This is a genomic window from Fulvivirga imtechensis AK7 (assembly GCF_000331535.1).
GTDB lineage: Bacteria > Bacteroidota > Bacteroidia > Cytophagales > Cyclobacteriaceae > Fulvivirga > Fulvivirga imtechensis.
The window spans coordinates 24,648-46,310 of sequence record NZ_AMZN01000070.1; the positions used below are offsets into that span (position 1 = coordinate 24,648).

Sequence of the window (21,663 nt, forward strand, 5' to 3'; positions counted from 1 at the left end):
GTTTACATCACAATCAGTTTAGCTACAATCATATAGAAGATGAATGTTTCATAAATTTGTACAACCTTTGATCTAGTAACGGTCCAGTAAACAGTTCGTTTTATATACAGATGGTACGCGCTTTCACGCTTATTGTGGTTGGTTATAGTTGGAATGATTAACAACCACATAAAATATTTTTTTTGTGTTCAAAATAGACTTAGGCCTTTCTAAAATTTCTAACTTGAGGATATTATAATGACATAATTGAAAAATGCAAACTCGGCAGTTACCAAATGAATCCGAATTGTATTGAGAGTGAAGATAATTTCATTTAAATTTCGTCAATGAATAACTTTATTTATATTTTCATATTGATATTATGCGCTTCCACATACAGTTCCTCCCAGGACATTACGAATGGAAGAGTGGCCTATTATCCCTTCAATGGGAATGCTGATGACGATATTGGCATAAACCATGGCACAGCTTATGGGGTCACTCTTGCGCAAGATCGATTCGGAATAGAAAACAATGCTTTTTATTTTGATGGTATGAATGATTTCATAGAAATTCCTCACAGTGAGGTATTTAATTTTGGTGTAAGCGATAGTTTTTCAATTTCATTTTGGATTAAAATAGAAAATCAGGTTGATCTAAATGGCAATAATGACATAATTAGTAAATGGAATGCCTACAATAGTTCAGGGTACCCATATGCTATTCGCTTCAACAGCGAAACTGCCCCCGCAGGCTTACAACGCCAAATTCTTATCAGACGGTATGATAGTCAAACTTGCAATAATGTACCATTAGTTCATTCTACTTGTGAACTTCCTTACAATGAATGGTTACATGTCGTCTATGTTAAAGCGGAAGGAGAATTATTGATGTATGAAAATGGTACATTGGTAAGCTCAGAAAATGATTATACAAACTCAAACTGCAATACCAAGAACACTCACCCAGTACTTATAGGTAAAAGAGCCCTTAACCAACGACATTTCAAAGGTTATATAGATGACATAGCATTTTATGACAGGGCGATATCCTTCGAAGAAATTCAACTTCTTTTTACCGAAAACAACTGGTCAGCTACTCACTTGGGAGAGGCTAATATTTTATCTTTTAGCCTACCTGAACAAACCAAGCCTGCTTTCATTAACAAAGAAGATCACTTGGTTACGGTTGAGATTCCTTGTAAAGATATTACACAAGAGATTGCTTCCTTTAATCTTTCGGAGGGAGCTATCGCACATGTAGATGGAGTTGAACAAATAAGCGGCGTATCAGTCAATGACTTTTCCCAGCCCCTAACTTACTCCATATATGGACAAAACTGCAGTAAGCAGGAATGGATTATTGAAGTAAAACTTCAGGATCTAACTCTGGAAGAAATAAATTCCAAAACACTATTTCACTCATTTGCTTTTACAGAACAAGTTCAGCCATCAGTAATCGACTCCTTAAATAGTACCATTAAAATTTGGATGCCATGTAATATTGACCTGACTCAACTTACAGCCAATTTCACAACGTCTTCGGAAACAACAGTCTTTGTTGGAGGTATAGAGCAATTTAGTGCTTTATCATCAAACGATTTCAGTGAAGACATCATTTATACCGTTGTGAATCGCGATAGTTGTGCTATGAGAGATTGGATAGTTCAAGTTACGCATGATCGAATTGATTACAATGAAGAAAAAAAGCAGTTAATTTTTGAAAGCTTTAATATTCTTGAACAAGTCGGCATCTCCGTTATTGATATCAACGAGAAAATGGTTAAAGTCGAGGTGTCATGTAATGTAGATGTATCTAAAATCAATGCCATGTTTAAGACGCCGGAAAATACATACGTTACCGTCAACGACAAACTACAATCTAATGGAATTACAACAAACGATTTTTCTGAATCAGTGATTTATGTTATACATTCAGATAACAATTGTTTTACACAAGAATGGATTGTTTCAGTTTTTCAAGAAAAAGTTAATATGACGTTAACTAAAAATTCAATTCCTAATATTGTTACCCCAAATGAAGACGGAAAAAATGACACATGGCAATTGCCAACTCCTTATGTAACTAATTTTAATGTACATATATATAATCGATGGGGTAATTTAGTTTTCTTCCAATATGGTTATGACAACAACTGGGGAGGAGAAAATTTAAGCCCTGGCCTTTACTTTTATTCCATCTACCATATATGTGATATCAATACTAATATAAAGGGGTGGTTAAATATTGTAAAATAAGAATGGAAATTACTTACCATAATAAACGATATTTTTGATGAACATATTAATGGTACTTGAAGCACCTTATCCAATGGATATTCGTGTTAATAAGCAAGCAAAGGCGCTGATAAGTGCTGGGCATCAGGTATATCTACTATGCACCCGAAGGAAGGGCCAACCAAAAAGTGATAAGGTAGATGGCATCCATATCTACCGCATTAATGTAGGACAATCCGATTATGTATTAGCCTTTTGGGATGTTATTAATTCAATAAATTTCTATCATCCAAAATTCGCCAGGATCATTGCTAACCTAGTTAAATTTCATAAGATACACGTGATTCATGTACATGATTTACCTTTAGCAGGTACCGCATTGAAACTAAGAAAAAAATTAGATGTAAAAGTAGTTGTAGATCTTCATGAAAATTACCCAGAAGCCTTAAAGATATGGCATCAATGGAAAAAAAACCCTATAGCCCAACTAAAAAACAAACTATTTCTGAACTATCAAAAGTGGATCAAGTATGAGAGATATGCCGTTACTAATAGTGATTTAATAATATCTGTCGTAATGGAAATGCAACAGAGACTAACTACTCTGCATAAAGTCTCTCCGGATAAAATAGCAATAATAACCAATACCGAAGAAAAAACATTCATTAAACAACCGACCAATAAAGGCATATATGGTAGGTATAAAAATGACTTCATTATTACTTATACAGGTGGTATTGGTCCTCATCGTGGTGTTGACACTCTAATAGAAGCTATGAGTATGTTGAAAAAGTATAGTGATATTGTTTTATTTTTAGCGGGACAGAGTAGCAAAAGTGTCAGACGACACTTGCAAGCCCTTATTAAAAAATATTCATTGGTAGACAGAGTATTCCTGTTAGGCTATCAACCTTTTTTAAATTTTTATTCTCTTATGAAATTTTCTTCTGTAAACGTTATCCCTCATCATAGCAATGAGCACACAAATAATACTATTCCTCACAAATTATTTCAGGGAATGATGAGCGGCAACCCTCTACTTGTAAGTACAAGCTCAGCAATAAAACGCGTTGTTCAAGAGACTAATAGTGGCCTTATTTTTGAGGCTGGGGATGCAATAGATCTTGCAGGTAAATTGGAAGAACTTTATCAAAACGAATCGTTAAGAAAGCAATTAGCAAAGAATGGAATTACCGCTACAATAAATGGGTCATATAACTGGGAGCATACCAGTGAGGAATTGGTCAAAGCTTATGATAATTTAGCCTGTACTATTTAACATGGCATTTCATTTTTTCTCATTCTAAACTCCTTATTTAATCCTTTAAAAGTGATACCCTATGTTTAAAATAGTTTTTTATTAGGTGGGAATAGTTAGCAAAACCAGTATTAAATTTTCCATTATTTTATTTGTGGGTATTGCTTTGGGCTATATCAATACGGTATTGATATTTCCAAATGTCCTAACCGAGGAAGAGTTCGGACTGACAAGAATCCTGATGTCTGCTTCTGCAGTGATAGCACAGCTAGCCCAGCTTGGTTCTCCCAATATAATTGTTCACTTTCACCCTCATTTAAAGGGAGATAAGAAAAATATCACTTTGTCCATTGGACTCCTCATCTCATTGGTAGGCCTCTTTTTGGCACTGGTCTTTCTTCTAATTTTCGACAATTACGTTATTTCGCTCTATCAAGAAAAATCAGAACTTTTTGCACGATATTTTTACCTGCTACTACCTTATATAACCTCATTAATTTTTTATAACCTTTTTGATGCCTATCTAAGAGTGGTCTTCAAAAACAATGTCTCTGCTTTTCTTAATTTTATTCTGCTTCGTATTCTATGGCTAGCAGTTGTAGGGCTCTATTATTTTGAGTATTTAAGCACTGCCTCTTTTATAAAAGTGTACGTTGCGTGTCAATTTTTCATAGCACTCACAGCATTAGGGTATATAATTCACCTTCGTAAATTGCATATCTCTTTCCGGTTTAATCGAGAACGATTTCAGCTCCTTAAGAAAATGTATCACTTTGGTGTTTTCACAATCATCAGTGGTATATCTATATTTCTGATCAATCGTATCGATATACTTATGGTAGGAAAATATGTCGGACTTGAGGGTGTTGCTATATATTCGATAGCATTCTACATTAGCTCAGTTATTATGGTGCCAGCCCAATCCATATCAAGAACCGCCATTGTGTTGGCGGCCAATGCAGCCAAAAATAACGATTTAAAAACAGTGGCTAGCTTATACAAAAAAACCGCGCTTAATCAATTGCTTTTCTGTTCGATAATATTTATTCTGATTGTAATCAATTACAAAAATTTGATGTACTTTCTACCCGTAATATACCGCGACAGCTTCTTAATATTCTTACTACTTGGGCTTGCAAAGGTAGTAGAGACTGGATTCGGCATCAACGGAGGTATAATCATTAATAGCAAGTATTTTAGAGTCGATACATTTCTCTCTATTATTTTGTTATTACTTACTGTTGCATCCAACCTATATTTTATTCCCTCCTTCGGTATACAAGGAGCTGCAACGGCCACAATGATTTCAATAGTTATATTCAATGTATTGCGGTACCTCTTCCTCAAGATAAAACTAAATCTTGACCCTTTTACATGGCAATATTTAGGGGTTATATTTATATTGAGTGGATCGGCAACTTTAACTTACATCGTCCCTTCTTTATCTTCTGTATGGACAGATATGATCACGCGGAGCATTCTCTTTTTAATACTCTCTGTACCGACCATATACCTACTTAAGCTATCTCCTGAACTTAACAAATTAGTCAATAACGTCCTACCTCTTTAAAGTAGCTAGAAATTATTAGTATGTCGAGTGTTAATTATAATTAAACGAAAAGAACAAGATTAGACCTGGCTAAAGCATGTTTGACACTACACTAGCAAGTGTCCTAACAACATATTCAATCTCTTCATCCGTCAACTCAGGAAACACCGGCAACGAAAGCACTGAAATCGCAGCGTTGCTTGAAACAGGGAACATGTCATCGGACAGCCCTAAGTGACCATAGGCTTCCAACTGATGTAGCGCCTTCGGATAATGTATGGCTGTGCTTATTCCCGCGTCCAGAAGGTATTGCTGAAAGACATCACGCTTTGATAGCTGTACAACATACATATGATAAACATGGCTGCGTGGCCCAGTTACCACAGGAGGTTTTATATTAGTGTTTCTTAGTGCATCGGAGTACTTACCGGCTGTTCTTGTTCTTATCAGGTTCCACTGATCCAGGTATTTTAGTTTAACATCTAAAATGGCTGCCTGTATAACATCCAGTCTGCTGTTCCTTCCTTCAATCAGATGCGTATCTCGCCTTGGCTGCCCATGATTGGCAAGCAATCTAACCTTTTCGGCCAGGGCTGTATCGTTAGTAGTTATTGCTCCCCCATCTCCGTAGGCTCCTAAATTTTTAGTAGGGTAAAAGCTAAATGCCGCGGCATGGCCTAGTGTACCTACTTTTCTGCCTTTATACGTACCACCTGGTGCCTGGGCACAATCTTCTATTACTTTAATATTGTACCTGTCAGCAATAGCCATTATTTCATCCATACGGCATGGCAGCCCATAGAGATGTACTGCAATAACTGCTTTTGTTCTTGGTGTGATGGCCTCCTTTACCTTCTCCGGATCAATAGTCAGTTCACCTGGTAGTACATCTACAAATATTGCTTTACCTCCAACAGTAGTTACAGCTTCTGCATCAGATATCCAGGTAAAATCAGGAACAATTACTTCATCGGCTGGTCCTATATTCCAACCCCTTAATATTAACTCAAGTGCATCGGTGCCACTACCGCAACTGATACAGTAATCCGAGCCTGTGTAATTGGCAAATTTCTGCTCAAAACTATTAACCCGCTCCCCGCCAATAAACCACCCACTGCTCAATACCTGCTCAATCGCATCATCTATTTCCCTTTTAAGTCGGGTATATTGTCGCGCCACGTCTAAGAAAGGAATTTTCATAGGGTTTGTAGAATATGGGATAGTTTTTGTGTCAACTGTATTCGCGAGAAGGCCTCAATATTTTGATTCCTGTTAAATTCCTTTGCTTCAAACATAGTGTAAATAGCTCTAATAGCACCTTTTATTCCCTCAACATCTCCAGCCTCACAAACAAACCCCGAACCGGTGCTTTGAATGATATCGACAGAATCTCCCGCCGGGCCTATGTACAAGATGGGCCTCTGTGCTGCTAAATATTCAAACAACTTGCCGGGAATATTGCCTTTCATATCCCGAAAAGGCAGTAACAATAAGCCTGCAGACGTTCTGTATAGATCAAACACCTCGCTATGAGCTACATAGGGTTTAAAACTTACTACCTTTTTAATGGCTTCATCTGCAGCTATGTAATCTCTTAATGTAGCGTTAACGTTACCAATGAATTCTACCTGAATATCATAATCTTCTTGTTCTATCAATGCTGCTACAGCCCTAAGCAGAGGTCTGGGATCTCGTAATTCATCCACCACTCCCACGTGTCTGATCACAAAATTTTCAGGCATTACGTCCGTTGTAGTACTAAATTCTGCCGGATCATATCCATTAGTTATCACCTCTACTTTCCTGCCTCCAATTTGGGCCAGCTCATTGGCGTAGATACGACTAGCGGCTATAACGACATCTGCCTTTTTCAAAACTTTTCGCTCTAATATCTTATGGAGTCTCCGTACGGGTTGCGAGAGATAAAAGCTTTCATACATCACCCAGGTGGTCCATGTATCTCTAAAATCCGCTACCCAACTGACTCCCAACTTTCTTTTTAGCTTTAAGCCAATCAAATGCATACTATGCGGCGGTCCGGTAGTAATAACTACATCAATACCATTGGCTATAATCAGGTCTTGCAGTATCCTGCTGGCAGGTCTAACCCAAAACACACGGGGATCAGGAATAAACAAATTTCCCCTGATCCATAGCAGTAGTTTTCCAAAAAAACCCGCCTTTTTATTGATCAGATCACTCTGCTGATTGCTTTTTTCAGCTTTTATCCTTTTAAAAAGGCGGTATGGTTCCCATATTGGCAACTTGATTATTTCTGTATCAGGAGATATTTCTGCCTCCAGGCTAAGATCTTTAACATCAAAAGAAGGATTTTCGGGAGTAAAGACAATTGGTTGCCAACCAAACTCAGGTAAGTATTTCACAAACTTCAACCACCGCTGCACACCACTACCTCCGCTGGGCGGCCAGTAATAAGTAATGACCAAAACTTTCTTCATCGCCACAAATATAACAACCCCGGCAAGAGCAACATTCATTATCTTTAAAACTACCATATCAAATGTCAAAAATTATGTATTTCGGTAAACCATATTTTTCCGTTCTTTTATATACACCATTACCAGAAAATGAAACATATGCTATAATATCTGTAAACCAGACCTCCTATTTTTATCATGAAAACAAATTGATTATAAATAATCTAAGGTAGTCAGCTTTATCACCTCAAATGCTGACGGTGAAAAACAAACCATAAAAGGAGGAGCGCCCGAAACTGTATACTCAGGCTGCCCACAGTCTTATGCACGCCCCACCATTGATGACTGCTCCTTTCCGGGATCATGGTTACAAACTCCGGTCCTGGCAGAAATACAAATAACGAGCAGGATAGAGAAGAACAAGGTTCATAGAGACTATTGAGAAAAAATCCATTTAATGGCCTAGAATATAAGAAGAGTACATTTTTGACACCATAATACCAGAAGCTGGAACACCTGTTATAACCAACGTATTAATTGTTTTTCTTAAATTTGATTAACAATCAACTAACCTAATCCCCTAAACCTATGAAAAAGTCTAAGCTTATTATAAGTGATCTGAAAGTGCAAAGCTTTGTCACTTCCCTTGATTCAGCCAGAGAAAAAACTGTAAAAGGTGGTATATCAGGTTCTGTTTGTACCATTTGTGACTGGACTAATAACTGTTCCCCTCCTACTGAAAACTGCTTCACCGCTGATACCTGCTCTTTCCCCGGCGTGATTTGTAACACTAATCCGGGACCGGGAAGAAATACCAACAATGAACAAGTGGGAAACCAACAGGCAGGCACCAAGTAAGCAGTATTTAAGACAGGATGTAAATAGCATGGCGGGATACAGGGTCTTGGCTGGGGTATCCTTTCCATGCTTAATAATTCTTTGAATAAACCTGTGACCGATTTTTTGTAATTTAATAAGTGAGAAGCCGTTTTTAAACAGCATATTCACAAACCACTCAGATAGATGCTACTGAGATTGATCCTCATATTCTTCACCTGTATTTACAGTTCTACTGCCACGGCAGTCATTTCCCTACAACCTCAAAATACATACGGACTACCACACATTCAAAACTACCTGCCAGCAGACCATCAGGGGCATCCACAGTCATGGTGGATAACGCAGTCCCGGGAAGGGCTCATGTATTTTGCCAATAATATGGGGGTGTTGGAATTCGATGGGGTTTCGTGGCGCACCTTGGCTTTACCCGATCAAAAAAGGGCCATAAATGTCGCTATTGATCATGAAAATAATATTTATACCACCACTATTGACGACTTTGGACGTTTCATTAGTGACTCCAAAGGGAAACTGGTCTACAAATCTCTATTTGCCGACATAAAAGCCTCATATAGTGATTTTGGGTGGATGATTGACACCTGGACTACCGATGACGGAGTCTATTTTATTTCAGCCAAGTATATTTTTCTTCTTAACAGATACGGTGAATATCGAGTATGGGGTGCGGAAAAACAATCATTCTACAAATCCTTTTTAGTTAACGATCAACTGTATGTACTCAAATCCGGAGAAGGCTTACAAATCATAAAAAACAATGTACTCATACCACTTTCCGGTACCGATATTTTCTCTAAAGACAAATCATTGGTTTTGTTTAGCGAGGATGGCAAATCACTGGTCATTGGCAGGGAAAATGGCAACTTCTATAAATACCATAATAGCCAGTTAGTGCATCTCTTTAACCTCAATACCAATTACAAAGTCAATGCTTCATTTCAATCTCTGGCCGTGCTGCAAAATGACTTGTGGGCCTTAGCTACAGATCAAGGCATTGTTTTATTTAATAGTGATGGCAATGTTAAGCAGGTACTTAACGGAGGCGCTGGTTTGCCTGGTTCACTGATTACCGGTCTTTTTTTAGATCGAGACAAAATTTTATGGGCTGTACTTGACAATGGTATCTCCAAAATTCATACCTCATCTCCCTATACATTCTTTGATAAAAAATCAGGAATAAGCGAAACGGCTATGGAGATAATACAGCATCAGGGTATAATATACTGTGCCACTACCGAAGGTCTTCTTTACCTGAACTGCCAGTCGGAAAAAAACACTTTTCATAAGATTCCCGGTTTAAAAACACCTGTATGGGATCTGCATTCTGATGGAGAAATATTATTAGCGGCAACTTCAGAAGGTCTTTTTCAAATTAAAAATAATAAAGCCCATCCTGTGGAAGCATACACAAACAATGCGTTTGTGATTCACCCATCCATGCTGGATCCGAAAATCTTTTTTATCGGTGGCAGCTTTGGACTTATTGTATTAAAACACACCGATAAGGATACCTGGGAAAGGTCAGGCGATATAACCATTAGCAAAACGGCTGATACCTTTTTTTGGCTTTATGAAGAATATCCGGGAAGGCTTTGGGCTAGCGGATGGACAGGAGGTTTATATGCGCTAACGTTTAATAGAGGTTGCACTACAAACCGGGAAGACTGCCTTCGCCCTACTATTGAAAGCTATACGATCCGTAACGGGCTTGAGCGCGGCCAGGAAAATCAGATGTTTCGAGTTAAAAACCACCTCGTATTTGCTTCCAGCAGTAAAATACTAAGATTCAATAAGGAACAGAATCGCTTTCACCCGGACCAATCATTTAATGGCATTCCTTTAGATTCCACATCATTGATCCTCGCTCTTAAAGAGCTGCAAAATGGGCAGGTGATAGTCTGCTCCGCTTCTCCTGATGAATGTTTTTTAGGCACACCGGATGAGAATGGAAAATATCACTGGGATAGTGATTATTTCTTTCGGCTTGTCAACAGCCCTATCTACGATATTTACAGTGACGGTTATCACATATGGATGTCAGGGGCAAATGGAGTGGCACATTACGACATGCAAAAAGAGGTGCCGAAGGATGCAAATTTTAATACACTTATCCGTAAGGTAAGCATTAATAGTGATTCTACTCTATTCTTTGGACAGGATCTTAATTATCAACCGCCAATACTAAGCTATGGCATAAACAAATTGCGGCTGGAGTTTTCCGCCACCACTTATACCGACCATTATTCCACTCAATTTAGTTATTGGCTGGAAGGGCTAGATGATGAATGGTCTGACTGGACAATTGAAAACCAAAAAGACTATACTCATCTTCCGGAAGGCGACTACACCTTTTACGTAAAAGCCAAAAATGTATATGGATCCATAGGATCAACAGACATGTATTCCTTTACAATATTGCCACCCTGGTACCGTACCTTGTGGGCGTATATTTCCTATGTAGTAATTGTCTCTTTCATGATTTTCGGAATTGTTAAATGGAGATCACAACAGCTCGAAAAGGATAAAAAGAAATTAGAAAATATCATTCAGGTACGCACAGCGGAACTGGCCAGGAAGAATGAACAGCTTAAGGAGCTGGACCAGATGAAATCCAGATTCTTCGCCAATATTTCTCACGAATTCCGAACTCCACTTACACTCATATTAGGGCCATTGGAGCAATTTTTGGCAGATCGTGACGTCAGTTCTGCTGACTACCTTCGATGGCAGGTGATGACCAAAAATGCAAAGAGGCTTCAACAACTCATCAACCAGCTATTGGACCTTTCAAAGCTTGAAAGTGGCAAGCTAACGCTACATTTAAAAAAAGGAGATGTTTTTCGATTTGTAAAAGCAATAGCAGCCAGCTTTTCCTCAATGGGCCAAAGCAATAGGATCCAATACACACAAAACATACCAGATGAAAGCATACTTGCTTATTTTGATCCTGACAAGCTGGAAAAAATAATCAGCAATCTTCTTTCTAATGCCTTCAAATTTACTGAGAGCTATGGAAAGGTGATCATCGAAGCGTATGTGTCGTCTTCCCAACAGGAAATGCAGCCTGGCAGCAGCAAAAATAACGCTAAGGAGCATGGTTGGCTTCATATTCACGTACAGGATACGGGAAAAGGTATAAAAGCGCACCACCTTTCAAAGCTTTTCGATCGCTTTTACCAGGCCGATGACTCCGACACCAGAGAGAAAGAAGGCAGTGGCATTGGTCTGGCGCTAGTAAAAGAGCTGGTTGATCTTCATGGAGGAACAGTAGAGGTAGAAAGTGAGGAAAATATTGGCACTATTTTCAAAATAGCCCTGCCAATTGGCAAAAAATATTTTACCGAGGAACAGGTATCAGAAGAACTGCATAACGCGTATGAAGCAACTGCGGCTTTAACAGAAGAAATTACTGAGGACATTTCCATAGAAACCGGAGAGAAACTATTGCCTCTGGTACTCATAGTTGAAGACAATATCGATCTGAGAAATTATGTTAAAGAATGCCTTGGCCATGAGTATACCTATGTAGAAGCTATGAATGGAGCAGAAGGTTTAAAAAAGGCTCAAAAACACATGCCTGATCTGATCATTACAGACCTGATGATGCCAGGCATGGGCGGCACAGCTCTTTGTAAAAAGATCAAATCTGACGGGCTATTAGGCCATATACCCGTGATTATGCTTACCGCCAAATCTGGTGTTGGAGAAAAAGTAGATGGTTTAAAAACCGGGGCCGATGACTATATAACCAAGCCTTTTAATGTAGAAGAATTGAAAGTGCGTGTAAAAAACCTAATGGAGCAACGAAAAATGCTTCGTGAGAGGTATCAGAAAGAGATTCGCGTACTGCCGGGAAATGTTACTGTTAATTCCATGGATGAGCAATTCCTGAAAAAAGCGCTGGCGGTAGTAGAGAGAAGCATGTCGGATCCTGATTTTGGTATTGACCATCTACTCGATGCGCTGAATACCAGCCGTACACATCTACATCGTAAACTTAAAGCCATTACCGGCCAATCGGCTTCCGAATTCATCAGAACGATACGGCTCAAACGTGCCGCTCAACTCCTGGAAAAAGATAGCAATGTTATCTCACAAATAGGCTACGAGGTAGGTTTCAATGACCACTCCTATTTCACTAAATGCTTTAAAAAATATTTCAATATGTCCCCCTCAGAATTTGCCGCACAAGCAAAAATAAAACACCAACAAACTGAGAATAAAGGAACAAAAACAACCGACTAACTGAGAACCGAAAGCTGAGAACTATCAAAGGCACCTCAGTACCAGTTTTTGGAACATTACTCCAAATTAATAGGGGTGATTTATTCCACCTTTACAAACGAAAATCATGAGTACTTTGTCTGAGTATTGAGTAGAAGAACTCCAATATTCATGACAAAACAAAATGAGATTATCTGGTCTCCTATACTAATACTAAATCTGTGTATTAAATCTTTAAACCAACAAACCAATTAATTTTATGAAAAAGAACAAATTAAACCTAGCCGAATTAAAGGTAACCAGTTTTATCCCTGCTCAGGAGCCTCTGAACACCGAGACTGTTAAGGGGGGAAGGCCTGTATCATACTATGAGCCCTGCAGTGTTGTAAACTGTACGCACGGTTGCACCAATTATATACTTTGTGCAACCGAAATACCAAAATTCTGCTAAAAAGAAGTCTATCCCGGCTAACGCAGCTTACCCCACCGGTCGTGGGGTAAGTTTCATCTGTCTTTTTATACCTCCCAGAAATACTAAAAATAATTTCATAGCCTTCGCAACCTTTGATCAAAATTGGTTGTCTTAGTATTAAATATCATAATTCCACGGTTTTGTTCAGAATCGAACATATTGAGAGTACGGTTTTGTTCAGAATCCGTAACAAAATAGCTCAAATACAATAGAAAAACAGATGGTATCAATTTTGCGAAGAGAACAACGCTATGAAATGGGTTAACAGAAGAACACTGACAGTCATTATTGGAGTAATAGTTGCTATCATTATTATCATTACTTCTACCTCAATGACGCATCCTGTTACTCCTGCTCCCGGCCCCAATAGTTCGTCTGTTGATATGGATGAAGTCCATGATTTACGCGCCAGGAAGATCGATAACCTTCTGCTGCCCTTACCAAAATTAGTCGATGTTCTATATCAGCAAATAAAAAAATAGCCAACTAACGAGAAAAATCTTTTCTCGAATTCTATTTGAATTCTTATCGTCTGGTGCTAAGCAAAATCGACTCCTGGCATACATTTTGAGCGATTTTGAACGTTAATCAACAATAAATCTAAAATGTAAAAGAAAGGAACGGCATGAAGGTCCTGCAGTCTCTGATGCTATTTGTCCTATGCTTCACATCACTTGAAGTAACAGCCCAGTATTTTGGAAGGAATAAACCAAAATATGACAAGTTTAATTTCGATGTAGTTAAAACTCCTCATTTCGATATTTACCACTACTTTGACAATCCATCTCTGGTATATCAACTATCTGAAATATCCGAGAGCTGGTACAAAATGCATCAGGAGGTGCTGAAAGATACCTTACAGCCCCATAACCCCATACTTTTATACCGTAACCATGCTGATTTTCAACAAACCAATGCCATATCTTCCGCGCCTGGTATTGGAACAGGCGGTGTCACGGAGGCTTTTAAAAACAGGGTGATTATGCCGGTGACGGAATCGAATGCCCAAACCGACCACGTCCTGGGTCATGAACTTGTCCACGCCTTTCAATACAATATGATCATTCGTAGTGATGATCCGGAAATAAATATCAGAAGTCTTGCCAATATACCGCTATGGATGGTAGAAGGCATGGCTGAATACATGTCAATAGGTAGCAAGGACCCACACACCGCAATGTGGATGAGAGATGCCGTTATTAATAATGATATTCCCTCTATCAGGGACCTTACCATTTCCAATAAATACTTCCCTTATAGGTATGGTCAGGCATTTTGGGCCTTTCTCGCCAATACTTGGGGTGATACTATCATCAAACCGGTATTTATTGAGACGGCACGGCTGGGATACGAAGCAGGTATTCAAAAAGTATTCAACTTCGACCATGCAACCCTTTCTGAAATGTGGAAGCAAAGCCTCAAAGATTATTATCTAAAATATAAGGAAGAAAATAACGGTCCGCTTATCGGCCATAGGATACTATCGGAAAAAACCGCTGGAAGAATAAATATTTCTCCTGCTGTAAGCCCGAATGGGCAATATCTTGCCTTTCTTTCAGAGAAGGACCTCTTTACTATTGATCTTTTTCTTGCAGATGCTCGTACCGGAGAGATCATAAGAAAGCTGACCACCACTTCCCAAGCAAGCCATATAGATGCCATTAGCTTTTTAGAATCCGCCGGAGCATGGTCTCCTGACAGCAGACAGTTTGCATATGTTGTGTTCGACAACGGAAAAAATCAAATTGTGATCACCGATGTAGCCAGCAGCAAGATCGTAAAAAAATTTGCGGTGCCCGGTGTACCCGCTCTGAACAACATCACCTGGTCTCCTAAGGGTGACAAACTGGCATTTACAGGCCTGGTCAATGGACAGAGTGACCTGTACGTGTACCACTTTCAAAACGGCAAGGTAGACCAGATCACCAACGATTATTATTCTGACATACAGCCCTCCTGGCTGCACGACAACGAATCTATTCTTTTTACTACCGACAGGAAAAGGACACCAACTAATAAGTATACCTATGGTAGCTACCAACTGGCTTTTATAAATACTTCCAATAAAGAAGTTCAAGTGGTCAATCTTTTCCCTGGGGCCGATAATTTCAATCCTGTTGTTTCTCCCGATGGAGAGTCCATCTACTTTGTATCAAACCGTGATGGTTTCAGGAACCTGTATAAGTATGAAGTAGCCAACGATAAGGTGTACCGGCTCACTAATTATTTCACCGGCATAAGCGGAATAACTCCGTCAGCTCCTGTACTGAGCATTGCACGTGAGAAGGACCTGTTGGCTTATGTGTACTACAGCAAAGGCCAATATGCGATATTTTCTGCCCCTCTGGGAAATTTTATTAAAAAAGAAGTAAATCCACAGGCGGTTGAAATGTCTGCGGCTTACCTGCCTCCGTACAATCCTGCAAAACTGGATATAGTAGACCAAAATCTGCAGAAGCGATTCGCTATGAGGGATTCCATGGATGTTACCATCAAACAGGTGCCTTATAAACCAAAATTTCAGTTGGACTATATCGGCAGTACCGGTGTGGGTATTACCACGAGTCGTTTCGGCACAGGCATGGCCGGGGGCGTAGATGCTATATTTAGCGACATACTGGGTGACAAACAGCTCTATACGTCACTGGCACTTAACGGAGAAGTATATGACTTTGGTGGACAGGTGGTTTTCCTCAATCGGGAAAGACGATTGCAATGGGCATTTGGCGCATCACATATCCCCTACCGCTATGGATGGTATACTCTCGAGCAAGATTCGCTGATTATCCAGGGAGATACCGTGCAGGTTGAAAATCTCGCTATCAACATCAGGCGGATTTTTGAGCAGGAGTTGAGTGGCTTCCTATTCTACCCTATTTCCAAAACCAAACGGCTCGAGTTTCAGGGTAGTCATGCATGGTACAGCAACAGACTGGACAGGATCAATAACTATTACTACCGAGGCTACAGGGTGGGAGAAAAGCAGGAGAAAGACCTGCCGGCACCATCAGGATATACCATCCAGAGAGTAAATGCAGCGCTGGTAAGCGATAATTCCTATTTCGGACTCACAGCGCCACTGAAAGGGCACCGCTACCGCCTGCAAGGTGAGCAGTTTTTTGGAAAACTGGAGATATTTACCACACTGGCAGATTATCGAAAGTATGTCTTTGTAAAGCCGTTTGCTGTAGCCTTTCGAGGTTATCATTATGCTCGCTACGGTCGTGATGCCAATAGCGATCTTTTACCTCCTATCTTTCTTGGAGCGCCCGGGGTAATTCGGGGCTATTCAACCAATACCTTTTATGATCCCGGAAGTGATAATCTGAACATCAATGACCTGCTGGGAAGCCGCGTGGTGGTAGGAAATTTGGAAATTCGCCTGCCCTTCACAGGCCCCAGGCAAATTGCTATGATTGAATCCAGGGTACTATTTACTGACCTGAACCTGTTTTTTGATGCAGGATATGCCTGGAATGAGCATAGCACCTCCAACTTTGGAGAGGGAAATATTACCGAGGTAGAGGATAGAAAACCCATTTTTAGCACCGGTTTCTCATTAAGACTTAATCTATTCGGAGCGATGGTAATAGAACCGTATTATGCATTCCCGCTGAGTAGAGAAAACATCCGGGGGGAATTTGGCATTAATTTTCTTCCGGGTTGGTAGAGTTTACATCTGAAAAATTTCCTTTATGAAGAATAATGTCTCGTTCGGCTTTAGACAGCCGTATGTCACTTACATATTTTTGTGGTGTGGGCCGGTTTAATGACATCAGAAACAGAAGCAATACATAACCAACAATAAAAATTGCGGAAGTGGTAAGATACAGCCCGCCTACCAAAATGACAGAAGCAAGCTCAATGAACACATAAAACAAGATGCTGTTCTTAAAATATAACGAAAGGCGTTCCTGCAGGAAGTGCTGACTATTTACAACTAATAGCTGCTTTTTGAACCAATAATATGCTCCTGCCACTATCATCGCTGCAACGACTGGTAAAAGGTAACGTAATATGTCTACCAATCCCCCATGTGTTAAAACAGGTTCCAGCGCTCTGTGCCTGATTTCCAAAAACAGATATACGAAAACCGCCAGTGGCAAAGCCAGCATGGCATGAAAAATAAAACCCAGCTTATTGTGGAAATCTTCGGATGTTTTGAAGGTCATCTTATACAATTTAGAGCCAAAACTAAGAAAATACTTCCTTTGAAAGCAATAATCATTATTTTTGTAAAGATGGTTGGTGTGGAAAATTTAAGCCGAAAAGAACAGGTAATCAGAGCTGCATCGGAGCTTTTTAAAGAAAAAGGCTACGCAGCTACCTCTATGCGCGATCTGGCCCATGCATTAGGGATTGAAGCTGCCAGCCTGTATTCGCATATCAAATCGAAAGAGGAGATACTTCAGGCGCTTTGCTTTGAAATGGCCAAGCGCTTCAGGCGATCACTCGAAGAGGTAGAGTCTGCGGATATCAACTTTAGCGAAAAGTTGAGAAGGGGTATCCTCGGGCACATCAGGGTAATGGCTGAGGAGCTTACTGCTTCTGCTGTATTCATGAATGAACACCGGCACCTGAGCCAGCCATACCTCAGGGATTTCCTGCTCATGAGGATTAATTATATCAACAGATTTAAAAAGATCATAGAAAGTGGTATCGCTGCAGGTGAATTTAAGAAAGTAGATACCAAGCTGGCTGTGATGACATTGTTTTCATCACTTAACTGGATGCCACTTTGGTACGACCCATCCGGGATGATCAACCCGAATCAGTTGGGAAATCAACTGGCGGATATGCTTATTGATGGGTTAAAAACCAAATAAGAAAATATTTTGTTGTAAACTTAAGGCAATAAAAAACTAAAAATATGTACGGAGGCGGAAATACATTTGAATCAGTCAAATTTGAAGGACTTGAAAACGAAGATCCTCAGAAACTGGCTGAATTCGAAGCACGCATAGAAAGAGGTGAGAAAATTGAGCCACACGACTGGATGCCTCAGCTCTACCGAAAGCAATTGATAAGAATGATCGAGCAGCATGCTCACAGTGAGATCATTGGCGCGCTACCGGAAGGAACCTGGATCACCCGTGCGCCCGGCTTTAAACGTAAGCTCGCCCTGATGGCTAAGGTACAGGATGAAGTGGGACATGCACAGTTGCTATATAGCGCTGCTGAAACCTTAGGAAAATCAAGAGAGCAGATGATCGATGACCTGATAGAAGGGAAATCGAAATATTCGAATATATTTAACTACCCTGCCTTTACCTGGGCAGACTCCTGTTTTATTTCTTGGCTGGTAGATGCAGGTGCTATCGTTAACCAAATGGCTAACGCCAGAGGAAGCTACGGCCCGTACTGTCGCGCCCTTGAAAGGATCTGTGCTGAGGAATCATTCCACCTGAAGTACGGCCACCACTGTGTGATCCACATGGCTACAGGCACTCCAAAGCAGAGGCAGATGATGCAGGAAGCTATTGACAGATGGTGGGGACCTATGATGCACTTCTTCGGACCGCCCGATAAAGTATCCGTGCATACCGAAGTACTAATGAGATGGAAGGTAAAAATGGCCTCTAATGATGACTGCCGAAATCAATTCCTTGACATGTATGTGCCAAAGATCTGGGAATTAGGCTTAACTATACCTGATCCAAACCTGAGAAAAAACCCTGAAACCAAAAAATGGGAATATACCGAACCGGATTGGGATGAGTTTAAAAGAGTGATCAATGGTGACGGGCCATGCAACAAAGAAAGGCTTGCTGTGAGAAGAGTAGCTGAAGAAAGAGGCAAATGGGTACGTCAGGCGCTGCTTCGGCCTAAAACGGAGTATGTCACGCCTTTGGCATAAGACATAAGCTAATGACATAATAAGGCCGCTTTTTAAAGTGGCCTTTTTGTTTCTTGGGGAGGAATCCACCCCTGCCCCTTCCAGGAGTTCCCGGGAGGGGGCAGGGGGTAAAGTCTCCACGCCTCACCGCCAAACCGCATACTTCTAATACTAAAAAGACAAGAAAATACAATAACCGGAAACGATTGCATAAGCGGCAATAAAGTGGCATCTTTGGGGGTGTCATTTTATTGCTTTTTATAAAGAATACATGGAATCATTAGACCCGCGAGTCAACAGACTCAACATGAAAGGTTTTGAGGGTGACCTGACACGAAAAGTGCCCCTCGATCAATTCGGCACTTTCGAGGTATTTGTGCAGATGAAAGAGGGGAAACCCTATCAGCATGAAGGTATTGTACATGCCCCGAACAATGAAATGGCTTTTGTATTTGCCAAAGAGCAGTTTAGCAGACGCATGACATGCACCGGTATCTTTGTAGTGGAAACCCGCAATGTATTTGTTACGCAATTCACAGAAGGCGAAGACACCGTTTACAACTATGTACCAGACGAATTCCCTCAGCAGGGGGAAAAAGAGCAGTACGAGTTCTTCCACCTGATGAAAAGAGGCAAACAGCATGAGCATGTGGGTGCTGTTGAAGCAAAAAATCCTCAGGAGGCGCTGGCTTTGGCCAAACCTGCTTTTATTAATGAAAAACCGGTATTCAACGTATGGGTGATCAAAACGAAAGACATTTTGTTTACCTCTGAAGAAGACAAGATCATCTGGGATACGCTACCGGAGAAAAAATTCCGCGAAGCGTCAGATTATAAAGCTGGTGATAAACTAAAAGCTTTCAAAGAAAATAAAGCCGCTCAAAACCAAGAGAAATGAACGAGACTGCATTAAAGGAACTTTTATATAAAGTAGCTGACGACCAACTGATCATCGGGCATAGAAACTCCGAATGGACTGGTATGGGACCTCTGCTGGAGGAAGATATTGCATTTTCTTCCATGGCACAGGATAAAGTGGGACAAAGCCAGGCATTGTATCAACTGCTACACGAGCTTGGAGAAAAACAGCCAGATACTATTGCCTTTACACGCAACGCTGATCAGTTCCACAACTGCCAACTGGTAGAGCTGCCTAATGGCGAATATGACTTCAGTCTGATCCGCCATTTCCTTTTTGATACAGCAGAAGCTATCCGTTTCGATATGCTGACTACCTCTTCTTATACTCCGTTGGCTCAATTGGCAAAAAAGATACAGGGGGAGCTAAGGTACCATACCATGCATGCCAATACCTGGATCAAACAGTTGGGCTCTGCAACCGAAGAAAGCATCAGCCGACTCCAATCTTCTTTAGATAAAGCGCTGCCATATGCACTGGGTATTTTTGAACCCTCACCTTATGAGCAGGAGTTGATCGCAGAAGGAATTTTTGCCGGAGAAGAGGCCTTGAAAGCAAAATGGACCGAGAAAGTAACTGAGGTCCTTAGCCAGACACGGCTTGAAATAGGCGATCTGTCTGCCATAGATCCAAAATTCGGAGGCCGGCAGGGTAAGCACACAGAGCATCTGCAACCATTGCTGGATGAAATGTCAGAAGTATTTCGAATAGACCCGGCTGCGGAGTGGTGATTGAACTTCGGGAGAGCGCTTTCTGTTAAGCATGTGAATGGAGATTACTGAGAAAAAAATATTAGAGTGGCTCGAGGAGGTGAAGGACCCGGAGATACCTGTATTATCACTAGTAGACCTGGGGGTGATCACCGGAATCGATATCAACGAACACAGGGTAAGGGTGACTATGACTCCTACCTTTGTGGGATGTCCGGCTATCGATTATATGAAGCAGGATATTATCGATGTTCTCAACAGCTATGGCATTGATCATGTGGACGTAGTGGTGTCTTTCGAGAAGTCATGGAATTCCAATATGATCACCGAAAAAGGGAGAAAAGCACTGAAAGATTTCGGCCTGGCTCCTCCCCCCAAGCACAACCTCATTGTCGACATAGATATCCTTGAACATATTGAATGCCCCAACTGCGGCAGCACAAACACTATTCTAAAAACACCATTCGGTCCCACTGCCTGCAGGTCTATCCACCACTGCAGCGATTGTAAGGAGACTTTTGAGCAGTTTAAACCGGTCTAGAGGAAAAATTGAAGTCCGGCTTTAAAGTTAAAGGAAGAAATATCTACATCAGTGAAAAAATTCTCTTCATAATCAAGCTGGTACTTCTTGTAGAATAGAACTCCTTCTATTGCAACATGATCATTAATAAAATAGGCTCCTCCAAGCCCTCCTGAAAACATACTCGTATTGCCTTTCGCCTTAGCTTCGATTACCTCTCCGACATCCGGTGAAAATATTGATCCTTCAGTAGTATTCCATCCAATGGTATAGCTGACTTCAGGAAAAATTGCCCACCGGCCTGAAGGAAAATAATAGCGTAGTTTGGGTCCGACTGAATAGGTTTTGCTCGCCTGGTCCTGCATAGAGTTAGAATTTTTACTGTAGCTAAAGGGTGTAACAACACCTAATGCCAAATTATCCGCTAAGAAATAAGATATGTCCGGATCAATAGAAAAAGTTAACTGTTTATGATCACTAACATTGGGTCCGTTTTGGGGTAACTCAGTTTTAGATTTTTCAAAACTAATATTTCCACCCACCATGAAATGTCCTTTCTCAAGTTGCGCAAAACCTTTAAAAGTTAGCACGAAAAATAAAATCAATACGCAATAAGCTTTAACAATTCTCATCTTTAAATTTTTATAAAATCAATTATAGCAA

General features: G+C 40.4%; 17 protein-coding genes. 13 read left to right on the top strand and 4 right to left on the bottom strand.

Annotated elements, in window-relative coordinates:
- Positions 1-326: 326 nt before the first annotated feature.
- The 3 genes from C900_RS19780 to C900_RS19790 all read left to right on the top strand — a co-directional run bounded on the left by C900_RS19780 (position 327) and on the right by C900_RS19790 (position 5,044).
- A complete protein-coding gene (locus C900_RS19780; RefSeq protein ID WP_009581960.1) occupies positions 327-2,237 on the top strand; it encodes a LamG-like jellyroll fold domain-containing protein in 1,911 nt (636 codons plus the stop codon).
- Between the two features lie 37 nt (positions 2,238-2,274).
- Complete coding sequence (locus tag C900_RS19785; RefSeq protein WP_009581961.1) at positions 2,275-3,495, top strand: glycosyltransferase family 4 protein; 1,221 nt, start codon at positions 2,275-2,277, stop codon at positions 3,493-3,495.
- Between the two features lie 85 nt (positions 3,496-3,580).
- Positions 3,581-5,044 carry a lipopolysaccharide biosynthesis protein gene (locus tag C900_RS19790; RefSeq protein WP_009581963.1) on the top strand — a complete coding sequence of 488 codons (1,464 nt, stop codon included), beginning with the start codon at positions 3,581-3,583 and terminating at the stop codon, positions 5,042-5,044.
- 69 nt (positions 5,045-5,113) lie between these two features.
- Here C900_RS19790 and C900_RS19795 read toward each other — a convergent pair whose 3' ends face one another.
- Together C900_RS19795 and C900_RS19800 are read right to left on the bottom strand one after the other, a co-directional pair.
- Positions 5,114-6,223 (bottom strand): DegT/DnrJ/EryC1/StrS family aminotransferase, encoded by a 1,110-nt coding sequence (locus tag C900_RS19795; protein WP_009581965.1) that lies wholly within the window; start codon positions 6,221-6,223, stop codon positions 5,114-5,116.
- Positions 6,220-7,539, bottom strand: coding sequence for a glycosyltransferase family 4 protein (locus C900_RS19800; protein WP_083867538.1), 1,320 nt, complete (start codon positions 7,537-7,539; stop codon positions 6,220-6,222). The genes C900_RS19795 and C900_RS19800 overlap by 4 nt, the downstream gene beginning before the upstream one ends.
- A 510-nt stretch (positions 7,540-8,049) precedes the next feature.
- On the opposite strand from C900_RS19800, the gene C900_RS19805 reads away from it, so the two are divergent.
- The 5 genes from C900_RS19805 (at position 8,050) to C900_RS19825 (ending at position 16,685) form a co-directional block, all read left to right on the top strand.
- Positions 8,050-8,319 carry a pinensin family lanthipeptide gene (locus C900_RS19805; protein WP_009581968.1) on the top strand — a complete coding sequence of 90 codons (270 nt, stop codon included), beginning with the start codon at positions 8,050-8,052 and terminating at the stop codon, positions 8,317-8,319.
- A 165-nt stretch (positions 8,320-8,484) separates the two neighbouring features.
- Positions 8,485-12,564 (top strand): hybrid sensor histidine kinase/response regulator transcription factor, encoded by a 4,080-nt coding sequence (locus C900_RS28710; protein WP_009581969.1) that lies wholly within the window; start codon positions 8,485-8,487, stop codon positions 12,562-12,564.
- A 238-nt stretch (positions 12,565-12,802) separates the two neighbouring features.
- Positions 12,803-12,994, top strand: coding sequence for a pinensin family lanthipeptide (locus C900_RS31065; protein WP_040497156.1), 192 nt, complete (start codon positions 12,803-12,805; stop codon positions 12,992-12,994).
- A gap of 272 nt (positions 12,995-13,266) precedes the next feature.
- On the top strand, positions 13,267-13,497 hold the full coding sequence (locus tag C900_RS19820; RefSeq protein WP_009581970.1) for a hypothetical protein: 231 nt from the start codon (positions 13,267-13,269) through the stop codon (positions 13,495-13,497).
- 143 nt (positions 13,498-13,640) lie between these two features.
- Positions 13,641-16,685: a peptidase MA family metallohydrolase gene (locus C900_RS19825; RefSeq protein WP_009581971.1), complete on the top strand. Its 3,045-nt coding sequence runs from the start codon at positions 13,641-13,643 to the stop codon at positions 16,683-16,685.
- Here the strand turns inward: C900_RS19825 and C900_RS19830 are convergent.
- The gene (locus C900_RS19830; protein ID WP_009581972.1) at positions 16,663-17,187 is read right to left on the bottom strand and encodes a hypothetical protein; all 525 of its coding nucleotides are present in this window, start codon (positions 17,185-17,187) and stop codon (positions 16,663-16,665) included. The two genes, C900_RS19825 and C900_RS19830, sit on opposite strands and share 23 nt — an antisense overlap.
- A 39-nt stretch (positions 17,188-17,226) precedes the next feature.
- Here C900_RS19830 and C900_RS19835 point away from each other — a divergent pair, with 39 nt between their 5' ends.
- The 5 genes from C900_RS19835 to paaD all read left to right on the top strand — a co-directional run bounded on the left by C900_RS19835 (position 17,227) and on the right by paaD (position 21,021).
- Entirely contained in the window at positions 17,227-17,841 is a 615-nt protein-coding gene (locus tag C900_RS19835; protein ID WP_009581973.1) for a TetR/AcrR family transcriptional regulator, read from the top strand.
- A gap of 44 nt (positions 17,842-17,885) precedes the next feature.
- A complete protein-coding gene (gene paaA, locus C900_RS19840) occupies positions 17,886-18,872 on the top strand; it encodes a 1,2-phenylacetyl-CoA epoxidase subunit PaaA (protein ID WP_009581974.1) in 987 nt (328 codons plus the stop codon).
- A gap of 286 nt (positions 18,873-19,158) precedes the next feature.
- Positions 19,159-19,749, top strand: coding sequence for a Phenylacetate-CoA oxygenase, PaaH subunit (locus C900_RS19845; RefSeq protein ID WP_009581975.1), 591 nt, complete (start codon positions 19,159-19,161; stop codon positions 19,747-19,749).
- Positions 19,746-20,501 (top strand): 1,2-phenylacetyl-CoA epoxidase subunit PaaC, encoded by a 756-nt coding sequence (gene paaC / locus C900_RS19850; protein ID WP_009581976.1) that lies wholly within the window; start codon positions 19,746-19,748, stop codon positions 20,499-20,501. The genes C900_RS19845 and paaC overlap by 4 nt, the downstream gene beginning before the upstream one ends.
- A 37-nt stretch (positions 20,502-20,538) precedes the next feature.
- Positions 20,539-21,021, top strand: coding sequence for a 1,2-phenylacetyl-CoA epoxidase subunit PaaD (gene paaD, locus C900_RS19855; RefSeq protein WP_009581977.1), 483 nt, complete (start codon positions 20,539-20,541; stop codon positions 21,019-21,021).
- On the opposite strand, the gene C900_RS28715 is transcribed toward paaD, so the two are convergent.
- Entirely contained in the window at positions 21,018-21,632 is a 615-nt protein-coding gene (locus C900_RS28715) for an outer membrane beta-barrel protein (RefSeq protein WP_009581978.1), read from the bottom strand. The genes paaD and C900_RS28715 overlap by 4 nt on opposite strands.
- Positions 21,633-21,663 lie beyond the last annotated feature (31 nt).

What these genes read in the sequence shown, in the direction of transcription:
- C900_RS19780 (WP_009581960.1), top strand. Translation starts at nt 327, where the DNA reads ATGAATAACTTTATTTATATTTTCATATTGATATTATGCGCTTCCACA.
- C900_RS19785 (WP_009581961.1), top strand. Translation starts at nt 2,275, where the DNA reads ATGAACATATTAATGGTACTTGAAGCACCTTATCCAATGGATATTCGT.
- C900_RS19795 (WP_009581965.1), bottom strand. Translation starts at nt 6,223, where the DNA reads ATGAAAATTCCTTTCTTAGACGTGGCGCGACAATATACCCGACTTAAA.
- C900_RS19800 (WP_083867538.1), bottom strand. Translation starts at nt 7,539, where the DNA reads ATGGTAGTTTTAAAGATAATGAATGTTGCTCTTGCCGGGGTTGTTATA.
- C900_RS19805 (WP_009581968.1), top strand. Translation starts at nt 8,050, where the DNA reads ATGAAAAAGTCTAAGCTTATTATAAGTGATCTGAAAGTGCAAAGCTTT.
- C900_RS28710 (WP_009581969.1), top strand. Translation starts at nt 8,485, where the DNA reads ATGCTACTGAGATTGATCCTCATATTCTTCACCTGTATTTACAGTTCT.
- C900_RS31065 (WP_040497156.1), top strand. Translation starts at nt 12,803, where the DNA reads ATGAAAAAGAACAAATTAAACCTAGCCGAATTAAAGGTAACCAGTTTT.
- C900_RS19820 (WP_009581970.1), top strand. Translation starts at nt 13,267, where the DNA reads ATGAAATGGGTTAACAGAAGAACACTGACAGTCATTATTGGAGTAATA.
- C900_RS19825 (WP_009581971.1), top strand. Translation starts at nt 13,641, where the DNA reads ATGAAGGTCCTGCAGTCTCTGATGCTATTTGTCCTATGCTTCACATCA.
- C900_RS19830 (WP_009581972.1), bottom strand. Translation starts at nt 17,187, where the DNA reads ATGACCTTCAAAACATCCGAAGATTTCCACAATAAGCTGGGTTTTATT.
- paaA (WP_009581974.1), top strand. Translation starts at nt 17,886, where the DNA reads ATGTACGGAGGCGGAAATACATTTGAATCAGTCAAATTTGAAGGACTT.
- C900_RS19845 (WP_009581975.1), top strand. Translation starts at nt 19,159, where the DNA reads ATGAAAGGTTTTGAGGGTGACCTGACACGAAAAGTGCCCCTCGATCAA.
- paaC (WP_009581976.1), top strand. Translation starts at nt 19,746, where the DNA reads ATGAACGAGACTGCATTAAAGGAACTTTTATATAAAGTAGCTGACGAC.
- paaD (WP_009581977.1), top strand. Translation starts at nt 20,539, where the DNA reads ATGGAGATTACTGAGAAAAAAATATTAGAGTGGCTCGAGGAGGTGAAG.
- C900_RS28715 (WP_009581978.1), bottom strand. Translation starts at nt 21,632, where the DNA reads ATGAGAATTGTTAAAGCTTATTGCGTATTGATTTTATTTTTCGTGCTA.